This is a genomic window from Flavivirga abyssicola, assembly GCF_030540775.2.
In the GTDB taxonomy this organism is placed as follows: Bacteria; Bacteroidota; Bacteroidia; order Flavobacteriales; family Flavobacteriaceae; genus Flavivirga; species Flavivirga abyssicola.
Window position 1 is genome coordinate 2,575,093 of sequence record NZ_CP141266.1, and the last position, 24,970, is coordinate 2,600,062.

The 24,970-nt window shown below is 33.0% G+C and carries 22 protein-coding genes and 1 pseudogene; 19 read left to right on the forward strand and 4 right to left on the reverse strand.

The window, feature by feature from the left end:
- Positions 1-405: 405 nt before the first annotated feature.
- Positions 406-2,457 carry a transketolase family protein gene (locus tag Q4Q34_RS10765; protein ID WP_303318277.1) on the forward strand — a complete coding sequence of 684 codons (2,052 nt, stop codon included), beginning with the start codon at positions 406-408 and terminating at the stop codon, positions 2,455-2,457.
- Between the two features lie 54 nt (positions 2,458-2,511).
- Entirely contained in the window at positions 2,512-3,168 is a 657-nt protein-coding gene (gene fsa, locus Q4Q34_RS10770) for a fructose-6-phosphate aldolase (RefSeq protein WP_303318276.1), read from the forward strand.
- An 82-nt stretch (positions 3,169-3,250) separates the two neighbouring features.
- On the opposite strand, the gene Q4Q34_RS10775 is transcribed toward fsa, so the two are convergent.
- Positions 3,251-3,673 (reverse strand): hypothetical protein, encoded by a 423-nt coding sequence (locus Q4Q34_RS10775; RefSeq protein ID WP_303318275.1) that lies wholly within the window; start codon positions 3,671-3,673, stop codon positions 3,251-3,253.
- 265 nt (positions 3,674-3,938) lie between these two features.
- On the opposite strand from Q4Q34_RS10775, the gene Q4Q34_RS10780 reads away from it, so the two are divergent.
- Positions 3,939-6,311: a GAF domain-containing protein gene (locus Q4Q34_RS10780; RefSeq protein ID WP_303318274.1), complete on the forward strand. Its 2,373-nt coding sequence runs from the start codon at positions 3,939-3,941 to the stop codon at positions 6,309-6,311.
- Between the two features lie 128 nt (positions 6,312-6,439).
- Here the strand turns inward: Q4Q34_RS10780 and Q4Q34_RS10785 are convergent, their stop codons facing one another.
- Both Q4Q34_RS10785 and Q4Q34_RS10790 read right to left on the reverse strand, forming a co-directional pair.
- Complete coding sequence (locus tag Q4Q34_RS10785) at positions 6,440-7,000, reverse strand: pentapeptide repeat-containing protein (RefSeq protein WP_303318273.1); 561 nt, start codon at positions 6,998-7,000, stop codon at positions 6,440-6,442.
- Between the two features lie 17 nt (positions 7,001-7,017).
- The gene (locus Q4Q34_RS10790; RefSeq protein WP_303318272.1) at positions 7,018-8,232 is read right to left on the reverse strand and encodes a Pycsar system effector family protein; all 1,215 of its coding nucleotides are present in this window, start codon (positions 8,230-8,232) and stop codon (positions 7,018-7,020) included.
- Positions 8,233-8,671: 439 nt separating this feature from the next.
- On the opposite strand from Q4Q34_RS10790, the gene msrB reads away from it, so the two are divergent.
- From msrB to Q4Q34_RS10825, 7 genes are read left to right on the forward strand one after another with little or no spacing between them, the layout of a single operon-like run.
- Positions 8,672-9,133 carry a peptide-methionine (R)-S-oxide reductase MsrB gene (gene msrB / locus Q4Q34_RS10795; RefSeq protein ID WP_303318271.1) on the forward strand — a complete coding sequence of 154 codons (462 nt, stop codon included), beginning with the start codon at positions 8,672-8,674 and terminating at the stop codon, positions 9,131-9,133.
- Positions 9,123-9,662 (forward strand): peptide-methionine (S)-S-oxide reductase MsrA, encoded by a 540-nt coding sequence (gene msrA / locus Q4Q34_RS10800; protein ID WP_303318270.1) that lies wholly within the window; start codon positions 9,123-9,125, stop codon positions 9,660-9,662. The genes msrB and msrA overlap by 11 nt, the downstream gene beginning before the upstream one ends.
- 23 nt (positions 9,663-9,685) lie before the next feature.
- Positions 9,686-10,177 (forward strand): peroxiredoxin family protein, encoded by a 492-nt coding sequence (locus Q4Q34_RS10805; RefSeq protein WP_303318269.1) that lies wholly within the window; start codon positions 9,686-9,688, stop codon positions 10,175-10,177.
- Entirely contained in the window at positions 10,178-10,369 is a 192-nt protein-coding gene (locus Q4Q34_RS10810; RefSeq protein ID WP_303318268.1) for a thioredoxin domain-containing protein, read from the forward strand. It begins immediately after the preceding gene.
- A 29-nt stretch (positions 10,370-10,398) separates the two neighbouring features.
- Positions 10,399-10,926: a peptide-methionine (S)-S-oxide reductase gene (locus tag Q4Q34_RS10815; RefSeq protein ID WP_303318267.1), complete on the forward strand. Its 528-nt coding sequence runs from the start codon at positions 10,399-10,401 to the stop codon at positions 10,924-10,926.
- A gap of 11 nt (positions 10,927-10,937) precedes the next feature.
- Positions 10,938-12,161 carry a bifunctional alpha/beta hydrolase/OsmC family protein gene (locus Q4Q34_RS10820; protein ID WP_303318266.1) on the forward strand — a complete coding sequence of 408 codons (1,224 nt, stop codon included), beginning with the start codon at positions 10,938-10,940 and terminating at the stop codon, positions 12,159-12,161.
- Between the two features lie 45 nt (positions 12,162-12,206).
- Positions 12,207-15,911 (forward strand): metallophosphoesterase, encoded by a 3,705-nt coding sequence (locus Q4Q34_RS10825; protein ID WP_303318265.1) that lies wholly within the window; start codon positions 12,207-12,209, stop codon positions 15,909-15,911.
- Positions 15,912-16,459: 548 nt separating this feature from the next.
- On the opposite strand, the gene Q4Q34_RS10830 is transcribed toward Q4Q34_RS10825, so the two are convergent.
- Complete coding sequence (locus Q4Q34_RS10830) at positions 16,460-17,302, reverse strand: hypothetical protein (protein WP_303318264.1); 843 nt, start codon at positions 17,300-17,302, stop codon at positions 16,460-16,462.
- Positions 17,303-17,350: 48 nt separating this feature from the next.
- On the opposite strand from Q4Q34_RS10830, the gene Q4Q34_RS10835 reads away from it, so the two are divergent.
- From Q4Q34_RS10835 to Q4Q34_RS10875, 9 genes and pseudogenes are all read left to right on the forward strand, one after another.
- A complete protein-coding gene (locus Q4Q34_RS10835; protein WP_303318263.1) occupies positions 17,351-18,562 on the forward strand; it encodes a BaiN/RdsA family NAD(P)/FAD-dependent oxidoreductase in 1,212 nt (403 codons plus the stop codon).
- A gap of 111 nt (positions 18,563-18,673) precedes the next feature.
- A complete protein-coding gene (locus Q4Q34_RS10840) occupies positions 18,674-18,925 on the forward strand; it encodes a hypothetical protein (RefSeq protein ID WP_303318262.1) in 252 nt (83 codons plus the stop codon).
- Positions 18,909-19,181 carry a type II toxin-antitoxin system RelE/ParE family toxin gene (locus tag Q4Q34_RS10845; RefSeq protein ID WP_303318261.1) on the forward strand — a complete coding sequence of 91 codons (273 nt, stop codon included), beginning with the start codon at positions 18,909-18,911 and terminating at the stop codon, positions 19,179-19,181. Before Q4Q34_RS10840 ends, Q4Q34_RS10845 begins: the two co-directional genes overlap by 17 nt.
- Position 19,182: 1 nt before the next feature.
- Entirely contained in the window at positions 19,183-19,722 is a 540-nt protein-coding gene (locus tag Q4Q34_RS10850; protein WP_303318260.1) for a DUF1697 domain-containing protein, read from the forward strand.
- Between the two features lie 338 nt (positions 19,723-20,060).
- Positions 20,061-21,170, forward strand: a complete 1,110-nt coding sequence (locus Q4Q34_RS10855; RefSeq protein ID WP_303318259.1) for a diphosphomevalonate/mevalonate 3,5-bisphosphate decarboxylase family protein — start codon at positions 20,061-20,063, stop codon at positions 21,168-21,170.
- 28 nt (positions 21,171-21,198) lie between these two features.
- Positions 21,199-22,128: a mevalonate kinase family protein gene (locus Q4Q34_RS10860; protein WP_303318258.1), complete on the forward strand. Its 930-nt coding sequence runs from the start codon at positions 21,199-21,201 to the stop codon at positions 22,126-22,128.
- Positions 22,129-22,180: 52 nt separating this feature from the next.
- The gene (locus Q4Q34_RS10865; RefSeq protein ID WP_303318257.1) at positions 22,181-23,083 is read left to right on the forward strand and encodes a geranylgeranylglycerol-phosphate geranylgeranyltransferase; all 903 of its coding nucleotides are present in this window, start codon (positions 22,181-22,183) and stop codon (positions 23,081-23,083) included.
- Positions 23,083-24,037: pseudogene (locus Q4Q34_RS10870) on the forward strand (carbon-nitrogen hydrolase family protein). Before Q4Q34_RS10865 ends, Q4Q34_RS10870 begins: the two are co-directional and overlap by 1 nt.
- Positions 24,038-24,104: 67 nt before the next feature.
- Complete coding sequence (locus Q4Q34_RS10875; RefSeq protein WP_303318256.1) at positions 24,105-24,950, forward strand: pseudouridine synthase; 846 nt, start codon at positions 24,105-24,107, stop codon at positions 24,948-24,950.
- The last annotated feature ends 20 nt before the right edge of the window (positions 24,951-24,970 follow it).

The following is a 24,970-nucleotide window of genomic DNA, read 5'->3' on the forward strand; positions in this document are numbered from 1 at the left end:
ACCCGTTGTGCATTTTGATAAATTCAATCGAATTAAGTGTCACTTCGAGTGAAATTCTGAAAGAATTTTGTGTCGAGAACAGGTTTTGAAACAAAAATTTAATTCTCGATATTAATTTCACTCATAAAAATGAGTAAAATTCACTCGAATTGACAAATTTTTATCAAAATGCGCAACGGGTTATAGATGTAATAAAAATGTTAACAGTTGTTATTAAAATATTTGAATTTTAATAATACCTAACGGGTTAAAGATTATATATTTGCAAAATATATTTTTCTACATTATTTAGAGGGTAGTTTACTAGTAAAATTTTAGTTAATTGTCTTGATTTGATTCAGAAAAATGTATTTAAAATAATTCAAAGATTAGTTAAAGCTATTAAACATTAACCATAATTTTAAAATGAATAAAAAAATCGATCAACAGGCAGCAGATAATATCAGAGCATTAGCTGTAGCCATGGTAGAAAAAGCGAATTCAGGACATCCAGGTGGGCCAATGGGAGGCGCAGATTTTATGCACATCTTATACTCGGAATTCTTTAATTACGATCCATCGGATATGACTTGGCCATTTAGAGATCGATTTTTTATGGATGCGGGGCATTTATCTACACTAATGTATGCGCAGTATTACCTTTTAGGGAATTATGAGAAAAAAGATGTTGAAAATTTCAGACAATGGGGCTCTATTACACCAGGTCACCCAGAAGTTGATGTCGCAAGAGGTATAGAAAATACATCTGGACCTTTAGGACAAGGACACACTATGGGTGTGGGAGCAGCTATTGCAGCTAAGTTTTTACAAGCCAGATTTGGAGATTGGATGAATCATAAAATATATGGTTTCATTTCAGATGGAGGTATTCAAGAAGAGATCTCTCAAGGTGCTGGTAGAATTGCGGGTCACTTAGGGTTGAGCAACTTTATTATGTTTTTCGATTCTAACGATATTCAGTTATCTACATCAACAGATGAAGTAACTACTGAAGATACAGCCATGAAGTATGAAGCTTGGGGATGGAAAGTTGTAACTATAGATGGTCATAACCACGATGAGATAAGAAAGGCATTAACAGATGCAAATAATGAAACAGAAAAACCAACTTTAATAATAGGTAAAACTATTATGGGTAAAGGTTGTGTAGCCGCAGACGGAAGTATGTTTGAAGGGCATTGTGAATTACACGGGCAACCTATCGGTCACACAGGAGCAGATTACACAAAAACCTTATTAAATTTAGGTGCAAATCCAGAAAGTCCTTTTGATAAGTATGAAGATGTAAGTGCGTTTTACGAAACACTATTAAAAGAAAAAACAGCTAAGGCAGCAGAAAAGAAAGCCGTTATTGCAGCTTGGAGACAAGATAATAAAGCGCTTTCAGATAAATTAGATCACTTCTTGTCAGGAGAACTTCCAGATTTAGATTTTGAATCCATAGAACATAAAGCAGGATTGGCTACAAGAGCAGCATCTTCTAATGTACTTGGGTATTTAGCTGAGCATGTAGAGAACATGATTGTATCGTCGGCAGATTTATCTAACAGTGATAAAACAGATGGGTTCTTAAAGAAAACCCAAGCCTTGCAAAAAGGAGACTTTAGCGGATCATTTTTACAAGCTGGTGTTGCAGAGTTAACAATGGCATGTATTGCAAACGGTATTGCGCTTCATGGTGGTATTATTCCAGTAGTTGCAACATTCTTTGTGTTTTCAGATTATATGAAACCAGCAATTCGTTTAAGTGGTATTCAAGAATTAGGTGTAAAATATGTTTGGACACACGATGCTTTTAGAGTTGGGGAAGATGGACCAACACACCAGCCAATTGAGCAAGAAGCACAAATAAGATTATTAGAAAAACTTAAAAACCATAGTGGTAAAAATAGTTTCTTAGCATTACGTCCTGCCGATTCAGCAGAAACAGCTGTAGCATGGAAAATGGCTTTAGAAAATAGCAATACACCATCAGGTTTGATACTCTCTAGACAAGGGATTAAAGATATTCCAGCTAATGGATCATCTAGATATCAAGAAGCTTTAGCAGCAGAAAAAGGTGGGTATTTAGTAAAAGAAGTTGAAAACCCAGATGTTGTTTTAGTGGCTAATGGATCAGAAGTTTCAACTTTAATTGAAGCAGCAAAATTACTCGAAGAAAAAGAAAATATTAAAGTAAATATTGCTTCAATAATTTCTGAAGGTGTATTTAGACTTCAATCTAAAGACTACCAGGAAAGTGTTATTCCAAAAAACAAACCTTTATATGGCTTAACAGCAGGTTTACCAGTAAACTTAGAAGGACTTGTAGGTGAAAATGGTAAGGTTTTCGGAGTAGATCATTTTGGTTATTCAGCTCCAGCAGGTGTGTTAGATGAGAAATTTGGTTTTACAGGAGAAAAAGTATGCCAAAATGTAATCGAATATTTAAATGAAACATCTATGGCTAAAATTTAATCATTAGCCTTTACACAAATAGATACAAACAGATAAAACAATAAATACAAGCAAATGAAATTTTTTATAGATACAGCTAACCTTGACGATATTGCAGAAGCACAAGCTTTAGGTGTTTTAGATGGTGTTACAACAAACCCATCATTAATGGCAAAAGAAGGTATAACAGGAGCTGAAAATATTTTAGCACATTACCAGAAAATTTGTGATTTAGTTGATGGAGATGTAAGTGCAGAAGTGATTTCTACCGACTTTGAAGGTATGGTAGAAGAAGGAGAAAAATTAGCAGCTTTACACCCACAAATAGTTGTAAAATTACCATTAATAGCAGATGGTATAAAAGCCTGTAAATATTTTTCAGATAAAGGAATAAGAACAAATGTAACCTTAGTTTTTTCTGCAGGACAAGCATTATTAGCAGCAAAAGCTGGAGCTACCTATGTATCTCCTTTTATTGGTAGATTAGACGATATTTCTACAGATGGCTTGAATTTAATAGCTGAAATTAGACAAATTTATGACAACTATGCTTTCGATACTCAAATCTTAGCAGCGTCTGTACGTCATACCATGCATGTTATAGATTGTGCGAAATTAGGATCTGATGTTATGACAGGGCCATTATCTTCAATTAAAGGATTGCTTAAGCACCCATTAACTGACATTGGTTTAGCTAAATTTTTAGAAGACTATAAAAAAGGAAATCAATAATTTTCTTTTATTCTTATAATTTAAAAAGCGTCTCAAAATTTTTTGAGACGCTTTTTGTTTTAATTAATGTTTATATATGCTGTTATCCTTCTACGGTAGATTTTCCATAAATCAGACTTGCAAGAATACCCATTACTGCATAGTGAACAATATAAATAGCAGCATTTATAATAGTCCCGCTTAAATCTAAAAGATTAGATGTTGAGTAATCAATCAATCCACTTCCTAGGCCTATTAAAATACCAATCCAGATACCAAATTGAGCGCCTTGGGAAATCCCATGAGAACCTCTAGCCCATTTCGAATACATAGTTGAAAAAGCAAAGCCAACAACAAGACAACCAATAAATAGTAAAGCCATATCGGGTGCTTCTTTCATCAGACCAGAAGAAAAAGTATGGTCTGCTAGCATAGGATCACCTATAATTCCCCAAAGTAGCCATCCCCCAAGAAACCCCCAAATAGTGGTAATAATTGTCGAAATTAAATTTGTTTTTGAAAACATAATATTAGTTTTAATTGGTTAATATTCAGATAAATGTATGTAAAAAATGGCATATTAAATAAAAAACAAGAACCTAAATAGGGTTAATGAAGTCTAATCTATGTATATATTATATCCGGTTTGTTTATAGATAAAAGGCTTTTAAATAGATAAAATCAATAATAAATTTAACGTTTTAACTTGTAACATTTTTGAGGTTATCAAGTCTATTTTATATCGAATAAACCAATAATTTGTAACTTTGTATTCTAATAGATCTAATATTATGGATATTAACGATAACATCGAATCACCTTTAAATTTAAAAGTGAGTTTTAATGTCATGCTTAAACATTATAAAGCTTTGGCTAAAAATGATGATGAATTTGTTGCGGCCAGAGCGAAGCGTATTTTAGATATGGCTCGTGCATATCCAGAGTTAGAAGAAGGTTTTAGTGATGTTTCCTTATTAAAAGAAAGAGAAAAGGAAATAGCAATTATTCTTGAAGATTCATTTAGTCCCGTTTTAACTAAAAATGAAATAAAAACAGCGTCAGTTCCTTTTCATAATTTAATATTTAATTCATCAGAACGATTTAAAAGTATTATTAAAACGGCGGGTGATAATTTTGAACTTCAAATAAAAAATATGCCAGAGGATGATAGATATATCATAGCATGTACTATCATTTTAAATTTTTGTTATGGTTATAATTTAAATTTCAAAAGACCATTTTATTACGAAATACCTGATGCTAATGGAATAATTCGTTATTATAAAATACTATATAATGCAGATTTTTGTGAAATCGTTCCAACAAAAGCTGCTAAAAAAATCACCCAGGAAGACTATAATGAGTTACTGGATAATTTTGAAAACATAGACCTTTGGAAAGAGAAATTTCCTCCTAATAGTTATATCTTCAGAGGATTTGTAATATCGAATATTTTTGACGTTACAGACGATCAATCCATATCCAATATAAAGTCTAACCTTATAGGTGAAGACAAGCGAAAAGACGAAGGTTTTATTGAAGAGTTCCATGAAGTTTTTAGATCGCTTTTAGGAATAAACGATCTAAAAGTTGGGTTTTCAATCTATAATGAAGAAGAAGAAACATTTGAACGTGTTTATGGTGTTGGAATGAACAGTTTTTTACTGAACAAATCAGAAAAAATTTGTTGTGAAGGCGCTTTATGTGGCTGGTCACATAATAGGTTGTTAAATGAAAATAAATATTTTTCTGTTTCAGATGTAGATAAAGTATTTAAACTGTCTAAAGGTAAAACACCACATATTGCTTCATTACATGAACAAGGTATAAAAAGTGCCATTTTCGCACCTATAGCTAATGATAAAGGCTTAATGGGGATATTAGAAATAGTGTCTAATAAACCACAAGTGCTAAATAGTATAAACGCCAACAAATTAATAGATGTTATGCCGTTTATTGTATCGGCAGTTGAGCGATCCAAAAGTGATGAAGAGAATTTAATAGAAGCGATTATACAAAAAGAATGTACCTCAATTCATCCAAGTGTACATTGGCGATTTGAAAGAGAAGCAAAGAATTTTATTAAATCTGAAATGAATGGTGAACAAGCTGTCTTTAAAAAGATCGCTTTTGAGAATATCTATCCGCTTTACGGTCAGATTGATATTAAAGGATCTTCGGAGGCGCGAAATAAAGCCACGCAACAAGATTTAACGTTGCAATTATCGGCGATTAAAAGGATATTAGAAAAAGCTTCAGAAATAGAAAGTTTACCAATTTATGATCAATTTATATACCAGACAGATAATTATTTGAAAGGGTTAAGTGTTCATTTTCAAGTAGACAGCGAACAACAAATATCTGATTTTTTTAGGAAAGAGATAGAACCGATTCTTAAGCACTTATATACAATCGATGAGTTAAAAGAACAAATTAATGCCTATTTTGAGAGTATTGATGATAAGGTAAATATGCTTTACAGACATAGAAAAGACTATGATGATACTATTGCATTAATTAATAAAGAAATGGCAGCCCTTTTAGACGCAAAACAAGTTGAAGCACAGCAAATGTATCCGCATTATTTTGAGCGTTTTAAAACAGATGGAGTAGAGCATAATATGTATATCGGTGAATCCATTACCAGAGAAGATAGTTTTAATCTTATCTATTTATACAATTTACGTTTGTGGCAATTGCAGGTTATGTGTGAGATGGAAAATTCATATTACCAAATGCAATCAGATTTTCCAGTGTCTTTAGATGTAGCATCTATGATATTAGTGTTTAATCAGCCGTTATCTATAAGTTTCAGAATGGATGAAAAACAATTTGATGTTGATGGAACATATAATGCCCGTTACGAAATTGTAAAAAAACGAGTAGATAAAGCCTATATAAAAGGAACCACAGAGCGTGTTACTCAAAAAGGTAAAATAAGCATCGTATACTCTCAGAAACAAGATGAAAAAGAGTATTTAAGATATATTAAATTTTTACAGTCTAGACACTATTTAGATACGGATGTTGAAATAGTGGAACTTCAAGATTTACAAGCTGTTACAGGGCTTAAGGCGATTCGAGTAAGTGTGCTGTATCATAAAGATGAAAACGACAAAGCGTTTTATACTTATGATGACTTAATGAAGGAAATCAGGGCCTAAATTCCTGCGAAGGCAGGAATCTCTAGTTAACAAAAGACTTTACATTAAACAGGCTAATTATAGAATAGCACCCTTAATCGATTTAATACTTAAAATATTATTCAAGCAGATTCCCGCCTTCGCAGGAATTAAGTTATTTTAATCTGATACTTCCCAAGTAACCCAGCAACATTCTCTTTTGAAAATTTAGCATGTTTTATTTTATTATTTTCAGGATCTATAGATAGGTTATATGCCGTTCTAAAGTCAACATGTTCCAGGAACGTATTTTGAAAAAGGACATGCTTTAAATTGCAATTTTGAAAAATACTGCGAGATAAATCAGTTTCGGTAAAATCTACACTCGTTAAATTACAGTCTTTAAAAAGTGTCTTTTTTAAAGTTAGGTTATAAAATACAGATAGTTCCATGTTGCAATTATCAAAAGAAACAGATAAAAATAAATCATCACAATTATTAAAATGAATACCTAATAATTTACAATTAGCAAAAGAGACATCATTAAGCACCGTGTGATTTATGTTAGTTAAGCTAAAATGACAATCGATAAATTGGCAATCGGTAAGTGATATATTTGATAAATCAGCATTCACAAAATTACAGTTAGTAAATCTACAGTCTTCATATTCCCCTTTATCTAAAGGTGTTTCAGAATAATTTAGATTATCAAAGCCTTTATTCTCAATCATCAATTTATTTCAGAATTTTATAATGAAATAGAAGAAGCACCAGAAAAAAACTGAAATGCAATAGCAAAAGAAAGAACACTCACTATAATACCTATCATAAATACGCTATAAGTTAAACGAAGTATTTTATATTTTTTGTCTAAAACTAATCCAAGAAAATATAAGTCTTTTTTCATAGAAGAATAAAGATAGTCCCTATCCTGCATCATTTCTCCCATGGCCCATTCAAAATCTTTAAGGCTCATTTTATGAAAATTACCAAAAAATAATAAATTAACCTTTTTATTAGCAACATCTTCTTTGGTAAACTTGCCACTTGTAACATTTGGGCGCGTAGCTAAAATAGATAATACTATAGATACAACTGTAAACAACACAAAAATAATCGTAGGAACAATTAAATATTGATTTGAAGCATTGTCTAGTTTTGAAACTAAATTAGAAAGGACTAAGGAGACAATTATAGCATTAACCGATAATAAAATATTAGCCTTAGTGTCGGCAATATTACTTAAAGTAATGTGGTTTTTAAGAGTTACCCTAAACATGGTTTCAATACCACGCTCTGGTAGCGCCACTTTATTCTTTTTAAAATGTAATTCCTCTTTTTTATGTTTGAGTTTTGTACTGTCTTGTTTTAATTTGTTTTGAGCTTTCAATAATTGTGAGAGGTTTTTACTCTTCATTTTGTCCCAATTTGCAGAAGCTTCATTAGTGTAAAACCTATGCTCATTAGATAAAAAATCAATGTTCATGCTTAGCCATTCTTCTTCACTAAGTGTTTTATTACAGGCAATTTCCCATTCTTTTCTAAGCAACTCAGTAATGTCAATAAATCTTTTGCTTCCTATATGAGCGCAATCGGCATCCCTTATTATCTTTTCTAGCTGATTTTTAGGCACGTATTTCATTTTAGTAGCTAAAATCAAATCAGAAATAGTTTTTATGTCATTTTCAGATACGTTGTGCTCCTTAAGAAAAACTTCAGCTATTTTTACACTTTCGGCTTCATGATTATCTATGCTTTTAGTATAACCAGTATCATGAAACCAAGCACTTAATAATAAAAGAGATTTGCCAGTTTCTTTTAAATTTGACAGCTCAGCCAATTCATTCGCTTTTTTTACTACACTTTGCGTATGCGATAAATTATGATAAATAAATTTGTTATCAAGATTATCGTTTAAATATTGAATAACATATTTTTCTGCTTCAGCAATAAGATTGTCCATAGAAAAGAAATGATTTTTAGTAAAAATACTAAACTTTAATCAAAAAGAATTCCTCGAAGCTCTGCGTAGGGATTTCCGTTGAAATTGTCATTCCCGCAAAATCGTAAGATTCATGAATTCATTATTTAATGTAAAGTAAACGCTATATTTTGTCGTATATTTCAATAATACTTTACATGGATATTTAGCTACAAGAACCCAATGTCATTGAGTTAAGGGCTAAATGTCAGTCTGAGCGCAGTCGAAGACATTATTAAACCTCGGTTTTTAATAGTTTTTCGACTGTGTTCCTTGTGACAAAACAGAATTTTATTAGCTTAATGGCATTGTACGAGACATTGTAAGGAATTAAACTTAATTTAGACTAGTATTAAGATAAAAAGCATATTAATACTGGACTCATTTCGAGTGCTTAATTAAAAAAGAAAGGAACATTACTATGCTAACTTGGAAAGACGTAATCAATTTTTCTGTAAAAGGAAACCCTGTTCCAGACAGGCGTGTCGAAAAAAAAGATGCTGAATGGCGTGTGCAATTAACTCCGGAGCAATTTAGAATTACCAGACAAAAAGGAACAGAACGTCCACATAGTGGTGCGTTGTGTAGTACACATGAGGCAGGTAAGTATAACTGTGTCTGTTGTGGTACACCTTTGTTCGATTCTACTATTAAATTTAGTTCAGGAACAGGTTGGCCCAGCTTTACACAGCCCATTAAAGAAAATGCTATTAAGTATGAAAAAGATACCGCATTTGGGATGGTACGTGTAGAGGTGATGTGTAATACGTGTGATGCTCATTTGGGACATGTGTTCCCCGATGGACCAGAGCCTAGCGGTTTGCGTTATTGTATCAATTCTGAATCTATGCAATTAGAAAAGGAAGCTATCAATGACAAATAAAAATATACAATTAGCCACATTTGGAGGCGGTTGTTTTTGGTGTACAGAAGCTGTATTTCTAGAAGTTAGAGGGGTTGAAAAAGTGGTATCTGGATATTCGGGAGGAGATGTCCCTGGACATCCAACTTATCGTGAGATTTGCTCGGGTTTGACAGGACATGCTGAAGTCGTTCAAGTAACATTTGATGCTCATGTGATTTCTTATGAGGAGATATTAGTTATTTTTATGACAACCCACGATCCCACAACTTTGAACAGGCAAGGGGCAGATAAAGGCACACAATACCGATCGGTGATTTATTATCATAATGACAAGCAAAAAGATATTGCAAAGGTTGTTTTAAAAGAAGTAGCGCCTTATTATGAAAATTCTATAGTTACAGAACTTAGCCCTTTAGATGTGTTTTATGAAGCAGAAGACTATCATCAAGACTACTATAGAAATAATCAGGAACAAGGGTATTGTAGCTTTGTAATTACGCCAAAATTGGCAAAACTGCGTAAACTTCACGCAGACAAATTAAAATAATTTAAAAAGAAAGGACCATTTTAATGTCAAATCACACAGAGCAAGAACAGGTGTTTAGTGCTCCGGAATTCCATATTAATGATTGGATTGATGCTAATGGGAATAAAACAGAAGCCATAAAACTTTCAGATTTTAAGGGCAAGTTTAAAATAGTATACTGTTTTCAAAGTTGGTGTCCAGGGTGTCATAGTAAAGGGTTGCCGGATCTTAAAAAAATGGTAGACGCTTTAAAAGAACATTCAAATATCTCATTTTTAGCCATACAAACTGTTTTTGAAGGGTATCATGATAATACCTACCAAAAGATAGTAGAAACTCAAAAAAAATATGGATTAAAAATACCGTTTGGGCATGATGCTGGAAATGATGGCAAGTCACGATCAAATATTATGACCAATTATCAAACAGGAGGAACCCCTTGGTTTATTTTTATTGACAAACATGATCATGTCGTATTCTCAGATTTTCATTTAAATCCAGATGCAGCAATCCGTTTTTTAAAAACAATTGATTAAATGAAAGAAGCCATTAAGCTTTATGGTGCAGATAGGTGCCATAAAACGCAACATTATAAGGCATTTTTTGAAACACGTAATTTAGATTACGTGTTTCTGGATGTTGAAACTAATGGTGCTTTTGCTGAAGAACTAAGAGGTTTATATGAAAATAGGAAACTCAATTTTCCAACTAAGAAACCCATCAGATAAAGAGTTGAATAAGCGTATTGCAAATTTAGATGAACAGCAAACTAGATAAAATAGCCTTAGGAGGTGGTTGCCATTGGTGTACAGAAGCCATATTTCAGTCGTTAATAGGCGTTGTAGAAGTTGAGCAAGGCTATGTCGCTTCAGTCGATGAAAACAGCAATTTTTCAGAAGCCATTATTGTGCATTTTAATATGGACGAAATGTCATTAAAGACACTTATTGAAATGTACTTACATACACATAAAAGTACAAGTAATTACTCTATGCGAAGTAAATACAGGTCTGCTGTTTATACATTTTCAGAAGAACAAAAAAAAGAATCAGAATACATTATTGAAAATTTTCAGAAAGATTTTGAATATAGGTTAATCACTAAAGTATATCCTTTTCAGTCTTTCGAAGCCTCAAGAGAAGCTATTCAAAATTATTATCAAAAAAATCCAGAAAAGCCTTTTTGTAAAACATTTATCGATCCCAAACTAAAATACGTAATGCAAAAATTTTCTTGTCAAATTAACCAAAGTAAAGTAGCACATATCGCTACGACTACAGTATAAAGATTTTATAAATGAAAAGTTCAAAACTAAATATTCAAAATAACAAAGGCTTAAAACTTCAGGCGTATTTAGAATTGCCAGCAAATCAAAAACCGAATTACTTTGCCATTTTTGCACACTGTTTTACATGCACCAGTTCATTGAGTGCCGTAAAAAATATTAGTCGCGCATTAACAAATTATGGTTTTGGAGTTGTAAGATTCGATTTTACAGGCTTGGGCAGAAGTGAAGGCGAGTTTGCAGAAAGTCATTTTTCTGCTAACGTTGATGACTTAATAGCTGTAAGTAATTATATGGGCACTCATTATGAAGCACCATCACTATTAGTGGGGCATTCGTTAGGTGGAGCGGCAGTTTTGTCGGCGGCTTCCCAATTAGAGAGTATAAAAGCCATAGCAACCATTGGAGCACCTGCAACAGTAGGTCATGTAACACATTTATTTTCTCATGGTATTGATGAAGTTAAAGCGAAGGGTGAGGTTGAAGTTAATATAGGAGGCCGTCCTTTTAAAATTAATAAAGACTTTGTAGAAGATTTTGATAAAACGGATTTGCCTGCCATTGTAAAGACATTACGGAAGCCATTATTAATTCTGCATGCGCCCACAGACACCGTTGTGGGTATTAAAAATGCAGAACAATTATATCATCAGGCACATCATCCCAAAAGTTTTGTAACGCTTGATGATGCAGATCATTTATTATCTAACCCAAATGATAGTAAATATGCAGGTAATGTAATTGGTACTTGGGTTCAACGGTATTTTGAACCCAAAGAAAATAAAATGCTGGAAACTAAAGGCGAGCAATTAGTAGGACATTTAAATTTAGTTGAAGACAATTTTACAACCTCTATTCAAACTAAAAAACATACCATGATTGCAGATGAACCTAGTACGGTTGGAGGTGATGATTTTGGACCTTCTCCTTATGAATACCTTAATGCTGGTTTGGTAGCTTGTACTGCTATGACCTTAAAAATGTATGCGCAACGTAAACAATGGGATTTACAAGAAGTATTTGTATATGTAACACATTCCAGAAAACATAGTGACGATTTAGGCCTAGAAATAGAAACTCCGACTTACTTGGATCATATTAGTAAAAAGCTGAAATTTGTTGGCAATTTGGATGAAAAACAAAAAGAGCGCCTAAAAGAAATAGCTTCAAGATGTCCAGTGCATAAGACCATTGCCAGCGAAGTCGTTTTTAATACAACAATCGTAAATGATTAAATGGTATTTAAATTATTACCTTTAATGCTTCATAAAACCCTCATTATGGATACTAAATATAGAATAGTCCTAACTTTAGTCATCATGTTTATATTCAGCGCTTGTGCTACATATAAACCACAATTTAATACTGCGAATACAAACCCTTCTTTTCCGGATAAGGACATTATGCATTCGTTTTATTTAATTGGAGATGCTGGTAATTCATCTTTAGGAACATCCTCGAAAGCACTACAATCATTTAAAGAAGCTTTAAGTAAAGCTTCAAAAAACAGCACAGCACTTTTTTTAGGAGATAATATCTATCCAAAAGGGTTACCAAAAAAAGAAGATGAAGGGAGAGCGTTTGCTGAACATCAACTAAATATTCAAACAGCAGCAGTAGAAGGTTTTAAAGGAGAAACAGTTTTCATCCCAGGAAACCATGATTGGTACAACAACGGATTAAAAGGGCTTAAAAGACAAGAGAAATATGTTGAAAAAAAACTAGGTAAGCATACATTTCTGCCAGAAAATGGATGCCCTATTGAAAAAGTAAAGATATCTGATGATATCGTTATGATTTTGGTCGATTCTGAATGGTATTTAACCGACTGGAATAAACATCCGACAATAAATGACGATTGCGAAATAAAAACCCGAACCAAGTTTTTTGATGAATTTGAAAGTGAAATAAAGAAAGCAAGAGGAAAAACAACCATTGTTGCTTTACACCACCCTATGTTTACTAATGGCTCTCATGGTGGACAGTATTCTTTTAAAAGCCATATGAAACCTATTCCTGTTTTAGGAACCCTTAAAAATTTAATCCGTAAAACAGGAGGAGTAACGATTGTAGATGTGCAAAATAAGATGTATAATGAATTTAGAAAACGCATCATAACATTATCTCAGGAAAATGATAAAGTTGTTTTTGTATCTGGACACGATCACAACTTACAGTACATCGTTCAAGATAATTTACCTCAAATAGTAAGCGGATCTGGCTCTAAAGAAATGGCAGTTCGCAATGTTGGAAATGGTCAATTTTCCTATAGTACCCAAGGGTATGCAAGACTAGATGTGTTTAAAGATGGCTCATCCCATGTTCGCTTTTATTCTGCAGAAGATAATACTGTTGTGTTTCAAACACAGGTTTTAGAAGCAGAGGAAATAAAAACAATTAAAGATTACAAGGATAATACTGAAAAAGAAGTAATGGCCTCTGTTTATTCTGAAGAAGAAACAACCAAAGGAGGTGCTTATAAAATGTTTTGGGGTAAACGCTATCGTGATGAATTTAGTACAAAAGTTAAAGCGCCTACAGTAAGGCTCGATACACTTTTTGGCGGGTTAACCCCAGTTAGAAAAGGAGGCGGACATCAATCAAAATCTTTACGATTGAAAGATGCCAAAGGGAGGGAGTATGTTATGAGAGCACTTCGTAAAAATGCCATTCAATATATACAATCGGTGGGATTTAAAGATCAGTATATAGAAGGTCAGTTTAATGATTCCTATACCGAAGGGCTTCTACTAGATATTTTTACAGGATCACATCCTTATGCGCCTTTTACAATAGGAACGCTCTCTGATGCCGTTGGTGTTTATCATACAAATCCAGTGCTTTATTATGTGCCGAAGCAATCAACCTTAGGTCAATTTAATAATGAGTTTGGAAACGAACTTTATATGATTGAAGAGCGCGCAAGTTCTGGTCATGGTGATAAAGCTAGTTTTGGTTTTTCAGACGAACTCATAAGCACAGACGATTTACTAAAGGAATTAAAAGAAGATGAAGACCATGTTTTAGATGAAGCTGCTTACATAAGAGCACGCTTATTCGATATGCTGATTGGTGATTGGGACAGACACGAAGATCAATGGCGTTGGGCAGAATTTAAAGAAAAAGGTAAAAAAATATATCGTCCGGTTCCAAGAGACCGTGATCAGGCGTTTTCTATTATGGCAGATGGGACTTTACTCGGTTTAGCAACGACCATAGTACCTTCGTTACGTTTATTACATAGTTACGAAGAAGAATTAAAAAGCCCAAAATGGTTCAATTTAGAACCTTACCCTTTAGATATGACTTTAATTAATCAATCCGATAAAAGTGTTTGGGATGCTCAAGTAAAGTATATTGTAGAGAATCTAACAGATGCTATAATTGACAAAGCATTTTTAAATTTCCCACCCGAAGTTAGCAAGGAAAACATAAAAGACATTAAGCGTAAACTTAAAGGGAGACGTTCTAACCTGCAAACGATTTCTGATACCTATTATGACCATATAAGTAAGTTCGCCGTTATTAAAGGAACAGATAAAGACGATTGGTTTGAAATAGAACGTATGCCTCAGGGAAATACTAAAGTAACAGCTTATAGAATTAAAGATGGGAAAAAAGCAGATGTATTTCATCAAAGGACTTATACCTGTGTTAATACGCAAGAAATATGGATTTATGGTTTGGATGATGATGATACATTTGAAATTTTTGGAGGAGGTAATAAGCTTATAAAAATACGATTAATAGGAGGCCAGAATAATGATACTTATAATATTAAAAACGGTAAGCGTGTCAATATTTATGATTACAAATCCAAAGCGAACACATTCACTACAAATAAAGGGCGAAAACAACTTACAGACGATTACGAAACAAATGTTTATGATTATAAAAAGCTGAAAAATAGTAGCAATCAATTAATGCCGACTTTAGGGTCTAATCCAGATGATGGACTTAAAATAGGGTTTTCTAATACCTTAACTAATTACGGTTTTATGCGTAATCCTTTTACATCCAAACACATTGTTTCCGGAGCCTATTATTTTGCAACACAAGGATTCGATTTTGGATATAATGGGGAATTTGCAAAAGTTGTTGGGAATATGAATTTAAATTTACAGGCTCAATTCACAAGTCCTAATTATGCTATTAACTTCTTTGGATTTGGTAACAACACACCAAACCCGGAAGCAGACGAAAATGATGGTCTAGATGTAGGTTTAGATTATAATCGTGTGAAATTGCAAACCCTAAAATTTTCACCATCATTAGTTTGGAGAGGTCGTTTAGGCGCTAGTTTTAAAATTGGATTATTATATGAATCTTATGAGGTAGAAGAAACAGAAGGACGGTTTATAAACGATCAATTTATTGGAGATAATACAGAAATTGATAATGATTATTATGGTATTGATGCTAAATATCATTATGAGAATTACGATAATGAAGCATTTCCAACATTAGGTATGATGATAGCACTTCAAACAGGATATAAAAATAATCTGGAGGAATCAAAAGGTTTTGCATATCTAATTCCAGAAATAGCCTTCGATTATAAGTTAATACCTAGCGGACAATTAGTATTAGCAACAAAGTTGAAAGGGCATATTAATTTTGGGGATGAATTTGAGTTTTATCAAGGTGCTAATATTGGAGCTAATAATGGTTTAAGAGGGTATAGAAATGAACGATTTACAGGTAAAAGCTCTTTTGTTCAAAGTACAGATATCCGATTAAATTTACGCAAAGTAAAAACAGGATTATTGCCTTTAAATATTGGGTTTTATGGAGGCGTGGATTATGGACGCATTTGGGTTGATAATGATTTCTTGTTAAACCCAAATGATCATTCAGATGATTGGAACACGTCTATTGGTGGTGGTATTTTTGCTAATGCAGCAGATATGGTTACCTTAAATCTATCGGTATTTAATAGTGATGATGGTCTGCGTTTAGCTTTTAAAATGGGCTTTGGGTTTTAACGTCGCCTTGAAAAGTACCTTTACTTAAAAAATAAATATATCCTACCGTCTGTCTCCTCGTATGGTATGCCCGCAAATATTGCCTAGACAGTAATATAAATAATATTAAATAAAAGCTGTATCGTGATTATATGTTAATAGTATCTACCAGATAGAAGCCCCACACTTACAGAGAAAAGTCATTTAGGAACTCCTTTTGAAATAGGTCGTTCTTTCCTAAATAGATGATTATAAGGTTAAAAAAGAGTCTAAGGTGATCGTTAAGAAGTGACCATCAGGCAAGCCCCGACCCTTCGTAAGAATAAAGCACAAAAGCTTCGAAATCCAGGAGCATAGATTGGATGGCGCATTGGCGCGACGTCGAAGTTTTGTGCTTGGTTCTTCTTAGGCATAAGCCAAGAGAAGAAATTCCTATCGAAGGGGCGTCTTTTCTTTTGTTACTTTTCTTTGGACGCGCAAAGAAAAGTAAATAATTGTTCTTTTTTAAAAGATGTGGGTGCACAGTAGTTGCCTCCTCGCAGTCGAGGTTCAACCTAACATAGCTTTAACTATTTCAACCTAAACTCATACAGGTTCCCACCATCTCCATGTGCTTTTTCATCAGTAATATAAACGGTGTTTTTATCTTTAAAACAAATACTTTCCTTTTGAGATATATTCTTAAAGTCATAAGTTTTAAGCGTACCGTTAAAGAAATCATCAGACTTGAAATCGGTAAAAATCAAAAATGATTTTTGAGTTAATAAAACCATTTGTTTGCCATCATCACTTATATCTGCTGAGGTCACCCAACAATGTAAATCGTCACAGAAGCTAAACGTGCTAACTAACTCAGCTACATGATTACCTTTTTTAGCAGGGATTTTATACAAATGAGTTTTACCAAAATCGTTTTTTACACGACTTTTAGTAAATAAATAAAGACTGTCGTTATAATGGAAGAATGCTTCACAATCGAAATATAGTTTTTTCTTTTTTGGAGGAAACTTTTTCTGGTTTGAATATGTAAAAGAGATCCGTTCCACGTCAATTTTTTTAGAACTTTTTAAAGCGTTTGCATTCACCTTTAAAATACTCAGGTTTTTACGGTCGTTAACATTGTTTCCAAAATCACCTATATAAAGATTGCCAGCTTTATCTGCTGTTAAATCTTCCCAATCATGGTTTTTTGCATCAATTTTTAATGTTTTTATAATAGCTCCTTTTCTATTTAAACCATAAATTTTAGAAGCATTTCCACCATCATTTAACATCCAAATGACATCTGAATTTGGTACTGTTTCTGTTCCGGAAACTTCATGCAATGCTTTAGGTAGATCAGCAATCACATTTTTACTTTCTGGGTTACACGATGCTGTTAATAGTATTACTGATAAAAGAAATTTATTCATTTAGGCTGTCATCATTTATAATGCTAAATTTACGCAGTAATTTTTGATATGAGAACATACGACGTTATTATTGTTGGAGGAGGCGCAGCAGGTTTTTTTGCAGCCATTACTATTGCTGAGTTAAACCCGAGTTTAAAAGTAGCGATTTTAGAACGAGGAAAAGAGGGGCTACAAAAGGTCAAAATATCTGGAGGTGGCCGATGTAATGTAACGCATGCAGAGTTTATACCTTCAGAATTAGTACAAAACTATCCAAGAGGTGAAAAAGAATTATTAGGCCCTTTTCATCAGTTTATGACAGGTGATACCATGGAGTGGTTCGAAAAACGTGGCGTCCCGTTAAAAATTGAAGACGACGGACGGATGTTCCCAGAATCAAATTCATCACAAACCATTATTGATTGTTTTTTGAAGGAGGCGCAAGAGAATGGTGTAGGAGTCTTATACAATCATTCGGTAAAGTTTATTAAAAAGAAACAAGACCTATGGGAGTTAGAAACAACAGAAGGTCAATTTACTTCAAAAAAAGTACTAATAACAACAGGTAGCAATCCAAAAATATGGAATCTTTTGGAGGACTTGGGACATTCTATTTCACAGCCCGTACCTTCGCTTTTTACTTTCGATATCAAAGATGCCCGAATTAAAGATATCCCAGGGGTTGTGGCTCAAAATGTAGAAATTAAAGTTGTTGATAGCCATTTAGAGTCAGAAGGTCCAGTACTCATTACGCATGTGGGAATGAGTGCTCCAGCAATTTTAAAACTTTCAGCATTTGGAGCTTTAGAATTGGCAAAACGCGATTATAAGTTTCAAATTAAAATCAATTTTATAAAACGATCCTTTAAAGAATGTTTAGACGATTTGAAGGAATTCAAACAAGAGTTCGCGAAAAAGACCGTATTTAAATTTACACAATACGAATTACCTAAAAGGTTATGGCAACAGTTAGTATTAGCATCCCAAATTTCAATGACTACGACTTGGGCAGATATAAACAAACAACAATTGGACGCTTTAGCATTGCAGCTAACAGAAGCTGTATTTAAAGTGACAGGTAAAAGTACTTTTAAAGAAGAATTTGTTACTGCTGGAGGCATCGATTTAAAAGAAGTTAATTTTAAAACCTTCGAAAGTAAACTTTGTGAAGGTATGTACTTTGCTGGTGAAATTTTAAATATAGACGCTATTACAGGAGGGTTTAATTTTCAGAATGCCTGGACAGGTGCTTATATTGCGGCAAGATCTATTGTTAATTAGTGGCTAAAGATCCTAAAGACCTTATGGGGGTATTTCATTTAATCATTTAAAAAAATAGTTATTTATATATATAATTTATATATTTGATATATAATATTTATGTTATTTGCGATGGGAAAAACAAAAAAGCTTATTGAGTTAGATGATAAAGCTATTGAAATTCTTGAAAAACAAGCAAAACTTCAAAAACGCTCTTTAAAAAACTATATAGAATTTACATTGGAAGATGCTGCAGTACGATTTAGTGAGCCTTCGGAAGCTTATAAAACCATGATGGATGATATTATAAAGAGAGATGAAGAAGGGAATTTAAAAACAACGTCGGTTGCTGAGGTTTTAGCAAAGTATGGAAGAAAATTATAGGTTTTCGGATGAAGCTAAACTAGAACTTCACAGAGCGTTGTGCTATTTTAAGTTGATGCAGAAAGATGATGTCTTTATGGATGACCTAATTAGTCAATTAAGACTTATTTCTTCAATGCCTACTGCATTTCAAATTAGATATAAAAGCGTTAGAATTCTTGGATTCAATAAATTTAATTACTCAATTCATTACAGAATTAAAGAGGGTGGTGACATTTTAATCTATCACATACTTAATCAAAAGCAAGATTTTTAAAGTGAAAACATACATAGCACTTTTAAGAGGTATTAATGTTAGCGGACAAAAAAAGATCCCAATGGCAGAGCTAAGGGATTTACTAACTAACTCTGGATTAGAACATGTACAGACCTACATCCAAAGTGGGAATGTGATTTTTAAGTCAACCGAACAAGACATTCAAAAACTGGAATTAAAAATACACGAGACTATCAAAATGCATTTTGGTTTTGAAGTCCCGATTCTTATTAAAACCCCAGAAGGTTTGCAGAAAGTCTTTGATGATTGTCCATTTCCAGAAGAGAAAAAAACAAACAGCTATTTTACATTATTATATACCATTCCAGATAAAGATTTAGTAAAAGAAGCTGCAAAATTATCGTACCCAAATGAAGAGTTCGTTATAATGAATAGCTGTATTTATTTTTACTGTTCCACAGGTTACGGAAAAGCGAAATACAGTAATAATTTTTTTGAACGTAAACTAAAAACAACATCAACAGCAAGAAACTATAAAACGATGCTAAAGCTTTTAGAGTTATCTTCAGATGGGGCTTAATCGAAAAGAGTTCCTCAATGTTGTGCGTCGAGGTTTCTGCTGAAATTGTCATTCCCGTGAAATCGTAAGATTCATTATTATAAAAATATAACGCAATGAATAAAACGGGGATCTAAAATCATCATCATTTGAACAAGACGAAATCAATCGGATTAGGGCAAAAAGCACGATCATTTTTTTCATAGCTTACCAAAAGACGCATAAGTGTATGTTTGGTTGTGTCAAATTATAATTAACAAATAGGTGACCAATTGGATATTTCCTATTTTTGCCAAATATTAATGATCGATTTATAGAAGTCTGTTTTAAATAGGCTTTGTCGGCGGATTTAAAATAGAATGCAAGAAGTACAATTTATCCCTAAAACCTATACAAATTCTATTGAAAAAGGAAGTTTTACATGGACATCGCCAAGTAATATTGCTTTAGTTAAATATTGGGGTAAAAAAGAACATCAAATTCCGGAGAACCCATCTGTTAGTTTTACGCTCGATAATTGTAAGACAATCACAACTTTGGGTTTTACTAAAAAAGAAAACCGAGATGATTTCTCTTTCGATGTTTTTCTAGATGGTGATAAAAAAGATGATTTTAAACCAAAAATTGAAACTTTTTTTAAGCGAATTGAAGCCTATTTACCATTTTTAAGAACCTATCATTTTAAGATTGAAACCTCTAATACGTTTCCACATAGTTCTGGTATAGCCTCTTCTGCAAGTGGTATGAGCGCATTGGCCATGTGCTTAATGAGTATAGAGAAGTTATTGATGGAATCTGATAGTACTTTAAGCATAGCCGAAAGAGCTATTAACGATGATTTTTTCATTCAAAAAGCATCTTTTTTAGCACGATTAGGTTCGGGAAGCGCCTGTAGGAGTTTAGAAGGTGATTTAGTAGTTTGGGGAAAACATAGCGAGATTGATGGGAGTTCAGATTTATTTGGTATAAAGTATCCATTTGAAGTGCATGAAAACTTTAAAAATTACCAGGATACTATTTTGTTGGTTGATAAAGGCGAAAAACAAGTAAGCAGTACTGTCGGTCATAATTTAATGTACGGCCACCCGTTTGCCCAAGAACGCTTTAAACAAGCTCATAAAAATTTATCAAACCTGATAAACATCTTTAAAGAAGGCGATTTAGACACCTTTATAGAAATCGTTGAAAGTGAGGCATTAACGCTTCATGCCATGATGATGACTAGCATGCCGTATTTTATTTTAATGAAACCAAATAGCTTAGAAATTATAAATAAAATTTGGTCATTTAGGCAAGCAACAAACTCAAAAGTCTGTTTTACACTGGATGCAGGGGCCAATGTACATCTTTTGTATCCTGAAAATGAATGTGAACAAGTTTGTGAATTTGTTAAGGATGAATTAGTTGCATTTTGTCAAAAAGGTCAGTATATTAACGATAAAATTGGATTTGGAGCAAAACAATTGTAATTTTGACGAGCCAAATCAAAAGTAACTTATGAAAGGACCCTTATTTTACTCAAAAATATTACTCTTCGGAGAGTATGGAATCATTAAAGATTCTAAAGGGTTGTCCATCCCTTATAATTTTTACAATGGTGCTTTAAAGACAGATGAAAACCCTTCAGATACAGCCATTGAATCGAATGAAAGTTTAAAGCATTTTGTTGATTATTTAGAAGCTATTGATTCTGAATTAGTAACGTTTGATATAGCATTGCTAAAACAACATGTTAACGCCGGTATGTATTTCGATTCTTCTATCCCTCAAGGTTACGGTGTTGGAAGTAGTGGTGCTTTAGTCGCTGCCATATATGATAAATATGCTCAGAACAAAATCACGGTTTTAGAGAATTTAACACGTGAAAAGCTGTTGAAATTAAAAGCGATTTTTTCAGCAATGGAATCCTTTTTCCATGGGAAGTCGTCCGGATTAGATCCACTAAATAGTTATTTAAGTATCCCAATCCTTATCAATTCTAAAGACAATATTGAAGCCACAGGAATACCTTCGCAAAAGAATGAAGGTAAAAATGCAGTGTTTCTATTAGATAGTGGTATTATTGGAGAAACGGCACCAATGGTGAGCATTTTTATGGAAAATATGAAGCAAGAAGGTTTCCGTAATATGCTTAAAGATCAGTTTATAAAGCATACTGATGCGTGTATTGACGATTTTTTAAATGGAAATATCAAGTCGCTATTTAAGAATACAAAGCGTTTATCAAAAGTAGTCTTAAATCATTTTAAGCCTATGATTCCGCAGCAATTTCATGAACTTTGGAAAAAAGGTATTGAAACAAATGAATATTATTTAAAGCTTTGTGGTTCTGGCGGAGGTGGTTATATTCTAGGTTTCACCGAAGATATCGATAGAGCAAAGCAAGCGCTTAGTGACTATAAATTAGAAGTCGTATACAACTTCTAAACTTCACGTTTATTATTCTGAATGTATTTCAGAATTTCAATATTAAGTTTTTATGTTAAACAGAAAGCAAAAACATATCCTACTTAAGTTTTTTAGCTTATTTTCTGTTGTAAGAGGTTATAATATTTTAATTATTGTTATTGCGCAATACTTAACATCTATCTACATCCTAGCTCATAATAAACCATTAAAACAGGTTATTTTTGATCTTAATTTATTTATGATTGTTTTAGCTTCTGCGGTTACTATAGCGGGAGGCTACATTATAAATAACTTTTATGATTCGGAGAAAGATTTAATCAATAGACCCATAAAATCGAGATTAGACAGATTAGTAAGTCAAAACACAAAACTCTCTTTTTATTTTGTTTTAAATTTTTTAGCAGCCATTATGGCTAGCTATGTTTCCTTTAAGGCTGTTGTGTTCTTTTCTATTTATATTTTTGGTATTTGGTTTTATTCCCATAAGTTAAAAAAACAACCATTTATTGGTAATCTAACATCAGCTATTTTAACCATTACACCGTTTTTTGCCATTTTTATGTACTATAAAAACTTCGAAACGGTCATTTTTGTACACGCTATGTTTTTGTTTTTAATTATTTCTATGCGAGAACTCACAAAAGATTTGGAAAATATAAAAGGTGATTTAGTTCAGAATTATAAAACCATTCCAATTGCTTATGGTGAAAGAGTGTCTAAATTGATGTTAACCGTATTGTCTATTTTAACATTAATTCCAACTTATTTATTATTGTTTAAGTATGAAGTAGGGCATATGTATTTATATTTTTACTTAAGCACATTATTATTACTTGGGTTTCAGGTATTGCTTTGGAAGTCAAAAACAAAGACTCATTATCTTATTCTCCACAATACGTTAAAATTTATTATTGTGTTAGGGGTTTTTAGTATTTTGTTGATTGATATTACAATTGTATTACATAGAATTTAATGGAAGAAAATAGACTCAAAGTAGCACTTGCTCAAATTTCACCAGTTTGGCTAAACAAAACCGATACCTTAAAAAAGGTAAAACAATGTATTATAGATGCTTCTAAAGAGGCTGTGGAATTGATTGTTTTTGGGGAAGGTTTATTGCCTGGTTATCCGTTTTTGGTTAGCACTAACAGGAGGTGCAGAATGGGACAAAACCGTAAATAAAGAATTGCATGCGCATTACGTATCTAATGCCATTTGTATAGAAAAAGGGGATTTAGAACCTATTTGCGAGTTGTCTAAAAAATATAAAATAGCTATTTATTTAGGAATTATAGAGCGTCCATTGGATAGAGGGGGACACAGTGTTTATGCCTCTTTAGTTTATATAGATCAGGAAGGAAATATTCAATCGGTACACAGAAAGTTACAACCAACTTATGACGAGCGTTTAACATGGTCTCCAGGAGATGGGAATGGTTTACAGGTACACTCATTAAAACAATTTACAGTTGGCGGATTAAACTGTTGGGAAAACTGGATGCCTCTACCAAGAGCTGCTTTATATGGTTTAGGAGAAGATTTGCATATTGCTGTATGGCCAGGAGGTGATCATAATACGAAGGATATTACACGATTTATAGCTCGAGAATCACGTTCGTTTGTCATATCAGTATCTGGTTTAATGACTAAAGAAGACTTTCCTAAAGACACGCCACATTTAAATCAGATTATTGAAAAAGCTCCGGATGTTTTAGCTAATGGCGGTAGTTGTATTGCAGGACCAGATGGTGAATGGATTGTTGAACCTGTTTTACATAAAGAAGGTTTGATTATACAAACCATCGATTTTAATCGTGTGTTAGAAGAACGTCAAAATTTTGATCCCGTTGGGCATTATTCCAGACCAGATGTTACTAAGCTAAGTGTTAATAGAACACGTCAATCTACAGTTGAATTCAAGGATTAAAACAAATTGGCGTTCTTAAATCGTCAATCGTAAATTTAGCTATATCTTTGCAAAAAAAATTAGAGTGATGAGTAAACAACAAGGCGGACAAAGAAAAGGAAAGACTTCTCCTGGAGGTTCTAAAAAAGACTTCAAGAAAAGTTATGTGAAAGGAAATGCGCCTTTTAGAAAGAGTGATGGTCAGCAAAATAAAAAACCATCCAATCCTGACGAAATAAGATTAAATAAATACGTTGCCAATTCTGGAATATGTTCTCGTAGAGAGGCGGATGTTCATATTGCAACTGGTTTAGTTTCTGTGAATGGAAAAGTCGTTACAGAAATGGGTTATAAAGTTAAGATAGGCGATGAGGTTCGTTATGACGGTGCTCGCATTAACCCAGAAAAGAAAGCCTATGTATTGCTTAATAAACCAAAGGGGTTTGCAACGACAACTAGTGAAGGGAAAGGTAGAACGGTAATGGACTTAGTTGCTAATGCGACAACCTCTCGCATAAAACCAATTGGTCGTTTAGGTAGAAACTCTAAAGGCTTATTGTTGTTTACTAATGATGATATTATTGTAGATAAGTTTACTAACTCTAAAAACGGTGTAGCTCGCTTATTTCATATAGAATTGAATAAAAACTTAAAATTGGAGGACTTAAAAAAGGTTCAGGCAGGTTTTAAAGTGGAAGGGAAATTAATAACAGTTGAGGAAATTAGTTATATAGATGGTGCTTCAAAAAAAGAAATAGGCCTTAAAATTAAAAACACAGGAAATACTATCATTCGCACCATATTCGACTATTTAAAATATGAGATTGAAAGTTTAGATTGTGTTGCCATTGGTCACCTTACTAAAAAAGATATTCCCCGTGGTTCATGGAAGCATCTTACTGAGCAGGAATTGAATACCTTGAAGATGCTGTAGTCATTTTATTCTAGAATAAT

Coding starts and splice junctions, on each gene's coding strand:
- Q4Q34_RS10835 (WP_303318263.1), top strand. CDS start 17,351: ATGAGAACATACGACGTTATTATTGTTGGAGGAGGCGCAGCAGGTTTT.
- msrB (WP_303318271.1), top strand. CDS start 8,672: ATGCTAACTTGGAAAGACGTAATCAATTTTTCTGTAAAAGGAAACCCT.
- Q4Q34_RS10780 (WP_303318274.1), top strand. CDS start 3,939: ATGGATATTAACGATAACATCGAATCACCTTTAAATTTAAAAGTGAGT.
- msrA (WP_303318270.1), top strand. CDS start 9,123: ATGACAAATAAAAATATACAATTAGCCACATTTGGAGGCGGTTGTTTT.
- Q4Q34_RS10790 (WP_303318272.1), bottom strand. CDS start 8,232: ATGGACAATCTTATTGCTGAAGCAGAAAAATATGTTATTCAATATTTA.
- Q4Q34_RS10860 (WP_303318258.1), top strand. CDS start 21,199: ATGAAAGGACCCTTATTTTACTCAAAAATATTACTCTTCGGAGAGTAT.
- Q4Q34_RS10785 (WP_303318273.1), bottom strand. CDS start 7,000: ATGATTGAGAATAAAGGCTTTGATAATCTAAATTATTCTGAAACACCT.
- Q4Q34_RS10830 (WP_303318264.1), bottom strand. CDS start 17,302: ATGAATAAATTTCTTTTATCAGTAATACTATTAACAGCATCGTGTAAC.
- Q4Q34_RS10845 (WP_303318261.1), top strand. CDS start 18,909: ATGGAAGAAAATTATAGGTTTTCGGATGAAGCTAAACTAGAACTTCAC.
- Q4Q34_RS10805 (WP_303318269.1), top strand. CDS start 9,686: ATGTCAAATCACACAGAGCAAGAACAGGTGTTTAGTGCTCCGGAATTC.
- Q4Q34_RS10875 (WP_303318256.1), top strand. CDS start 24,105: ATGAGTAAACAACAAGGCGGACAAAGAAAAGGAAAGACTTCTCCTGGA.
- fsa (WP_303318276.1), top strand. CDS start 2,512: ATGAAATTTTTTATAGATACAGCTAACCTTGACGATATTGCAGAAGCA.
- Q4Q34_RS10775 (WP_303318275.1), bottom strand. CDS start 3,673: ATGTTTTCAAAAACAAATTTAATTTCGACAATTATTACCACTATTTGG.
- Q4Q34_RS10815 (WP_303318267.1), top strand. CDS start 10,399: ATGAACAGCAAACTAGATAAAATAGCCTTAGGAGGTGGTTGCCATTGG.
- Q4Q34_RS10820 (WP_303318266.1), top strand. CDS start 10,938: ATGAAAAGTTCAAAACTAAATATTCAAAATAACAAAGGCTTAAAACTT.
- Q4Q34_RS10855 (WP_303318259.1), top strand. CDS start 20,061: ATGCAAGAAGTACAATTTATCCCTAAAACCTATACAAATTCTATTGAA.
- Q4Q34_RS10825 (WP_303318265.1), top strand. CDS start 12,207: ATGGATACTAAATATAGAATAGTCCTAACTTTAGTCATCATGTTTATA.
- Q4Q34_RS10810 (WP_303318268.1), top strand. CDS start 10,178: ATGAAAGAAGCCATTAAGCTTTATGGTGCAGATAGGTGCCATAAAACG.
- Q4Q34_RS10840 (WP_303318262.1), top strand. CDS start 18,674: ATGGGAAAAACAAAAAAGCTTATTGAGTTAGATGATAAAGCTATTGAA.
- Q4Q34_RS10765 (WP_303318277.1), top strand. CDS start 406: ATGAATAAAAAAATCGATCAACAGGCAGCAGATAATATCAGAGCATTA.
- Q4Q34_RS10865 (WP_303318257.1), top strand. CDS start 22,181: ATGTTAAACAGAAAGCAAAAACATATCCTACTTAAGTTTTTTAGCTTA.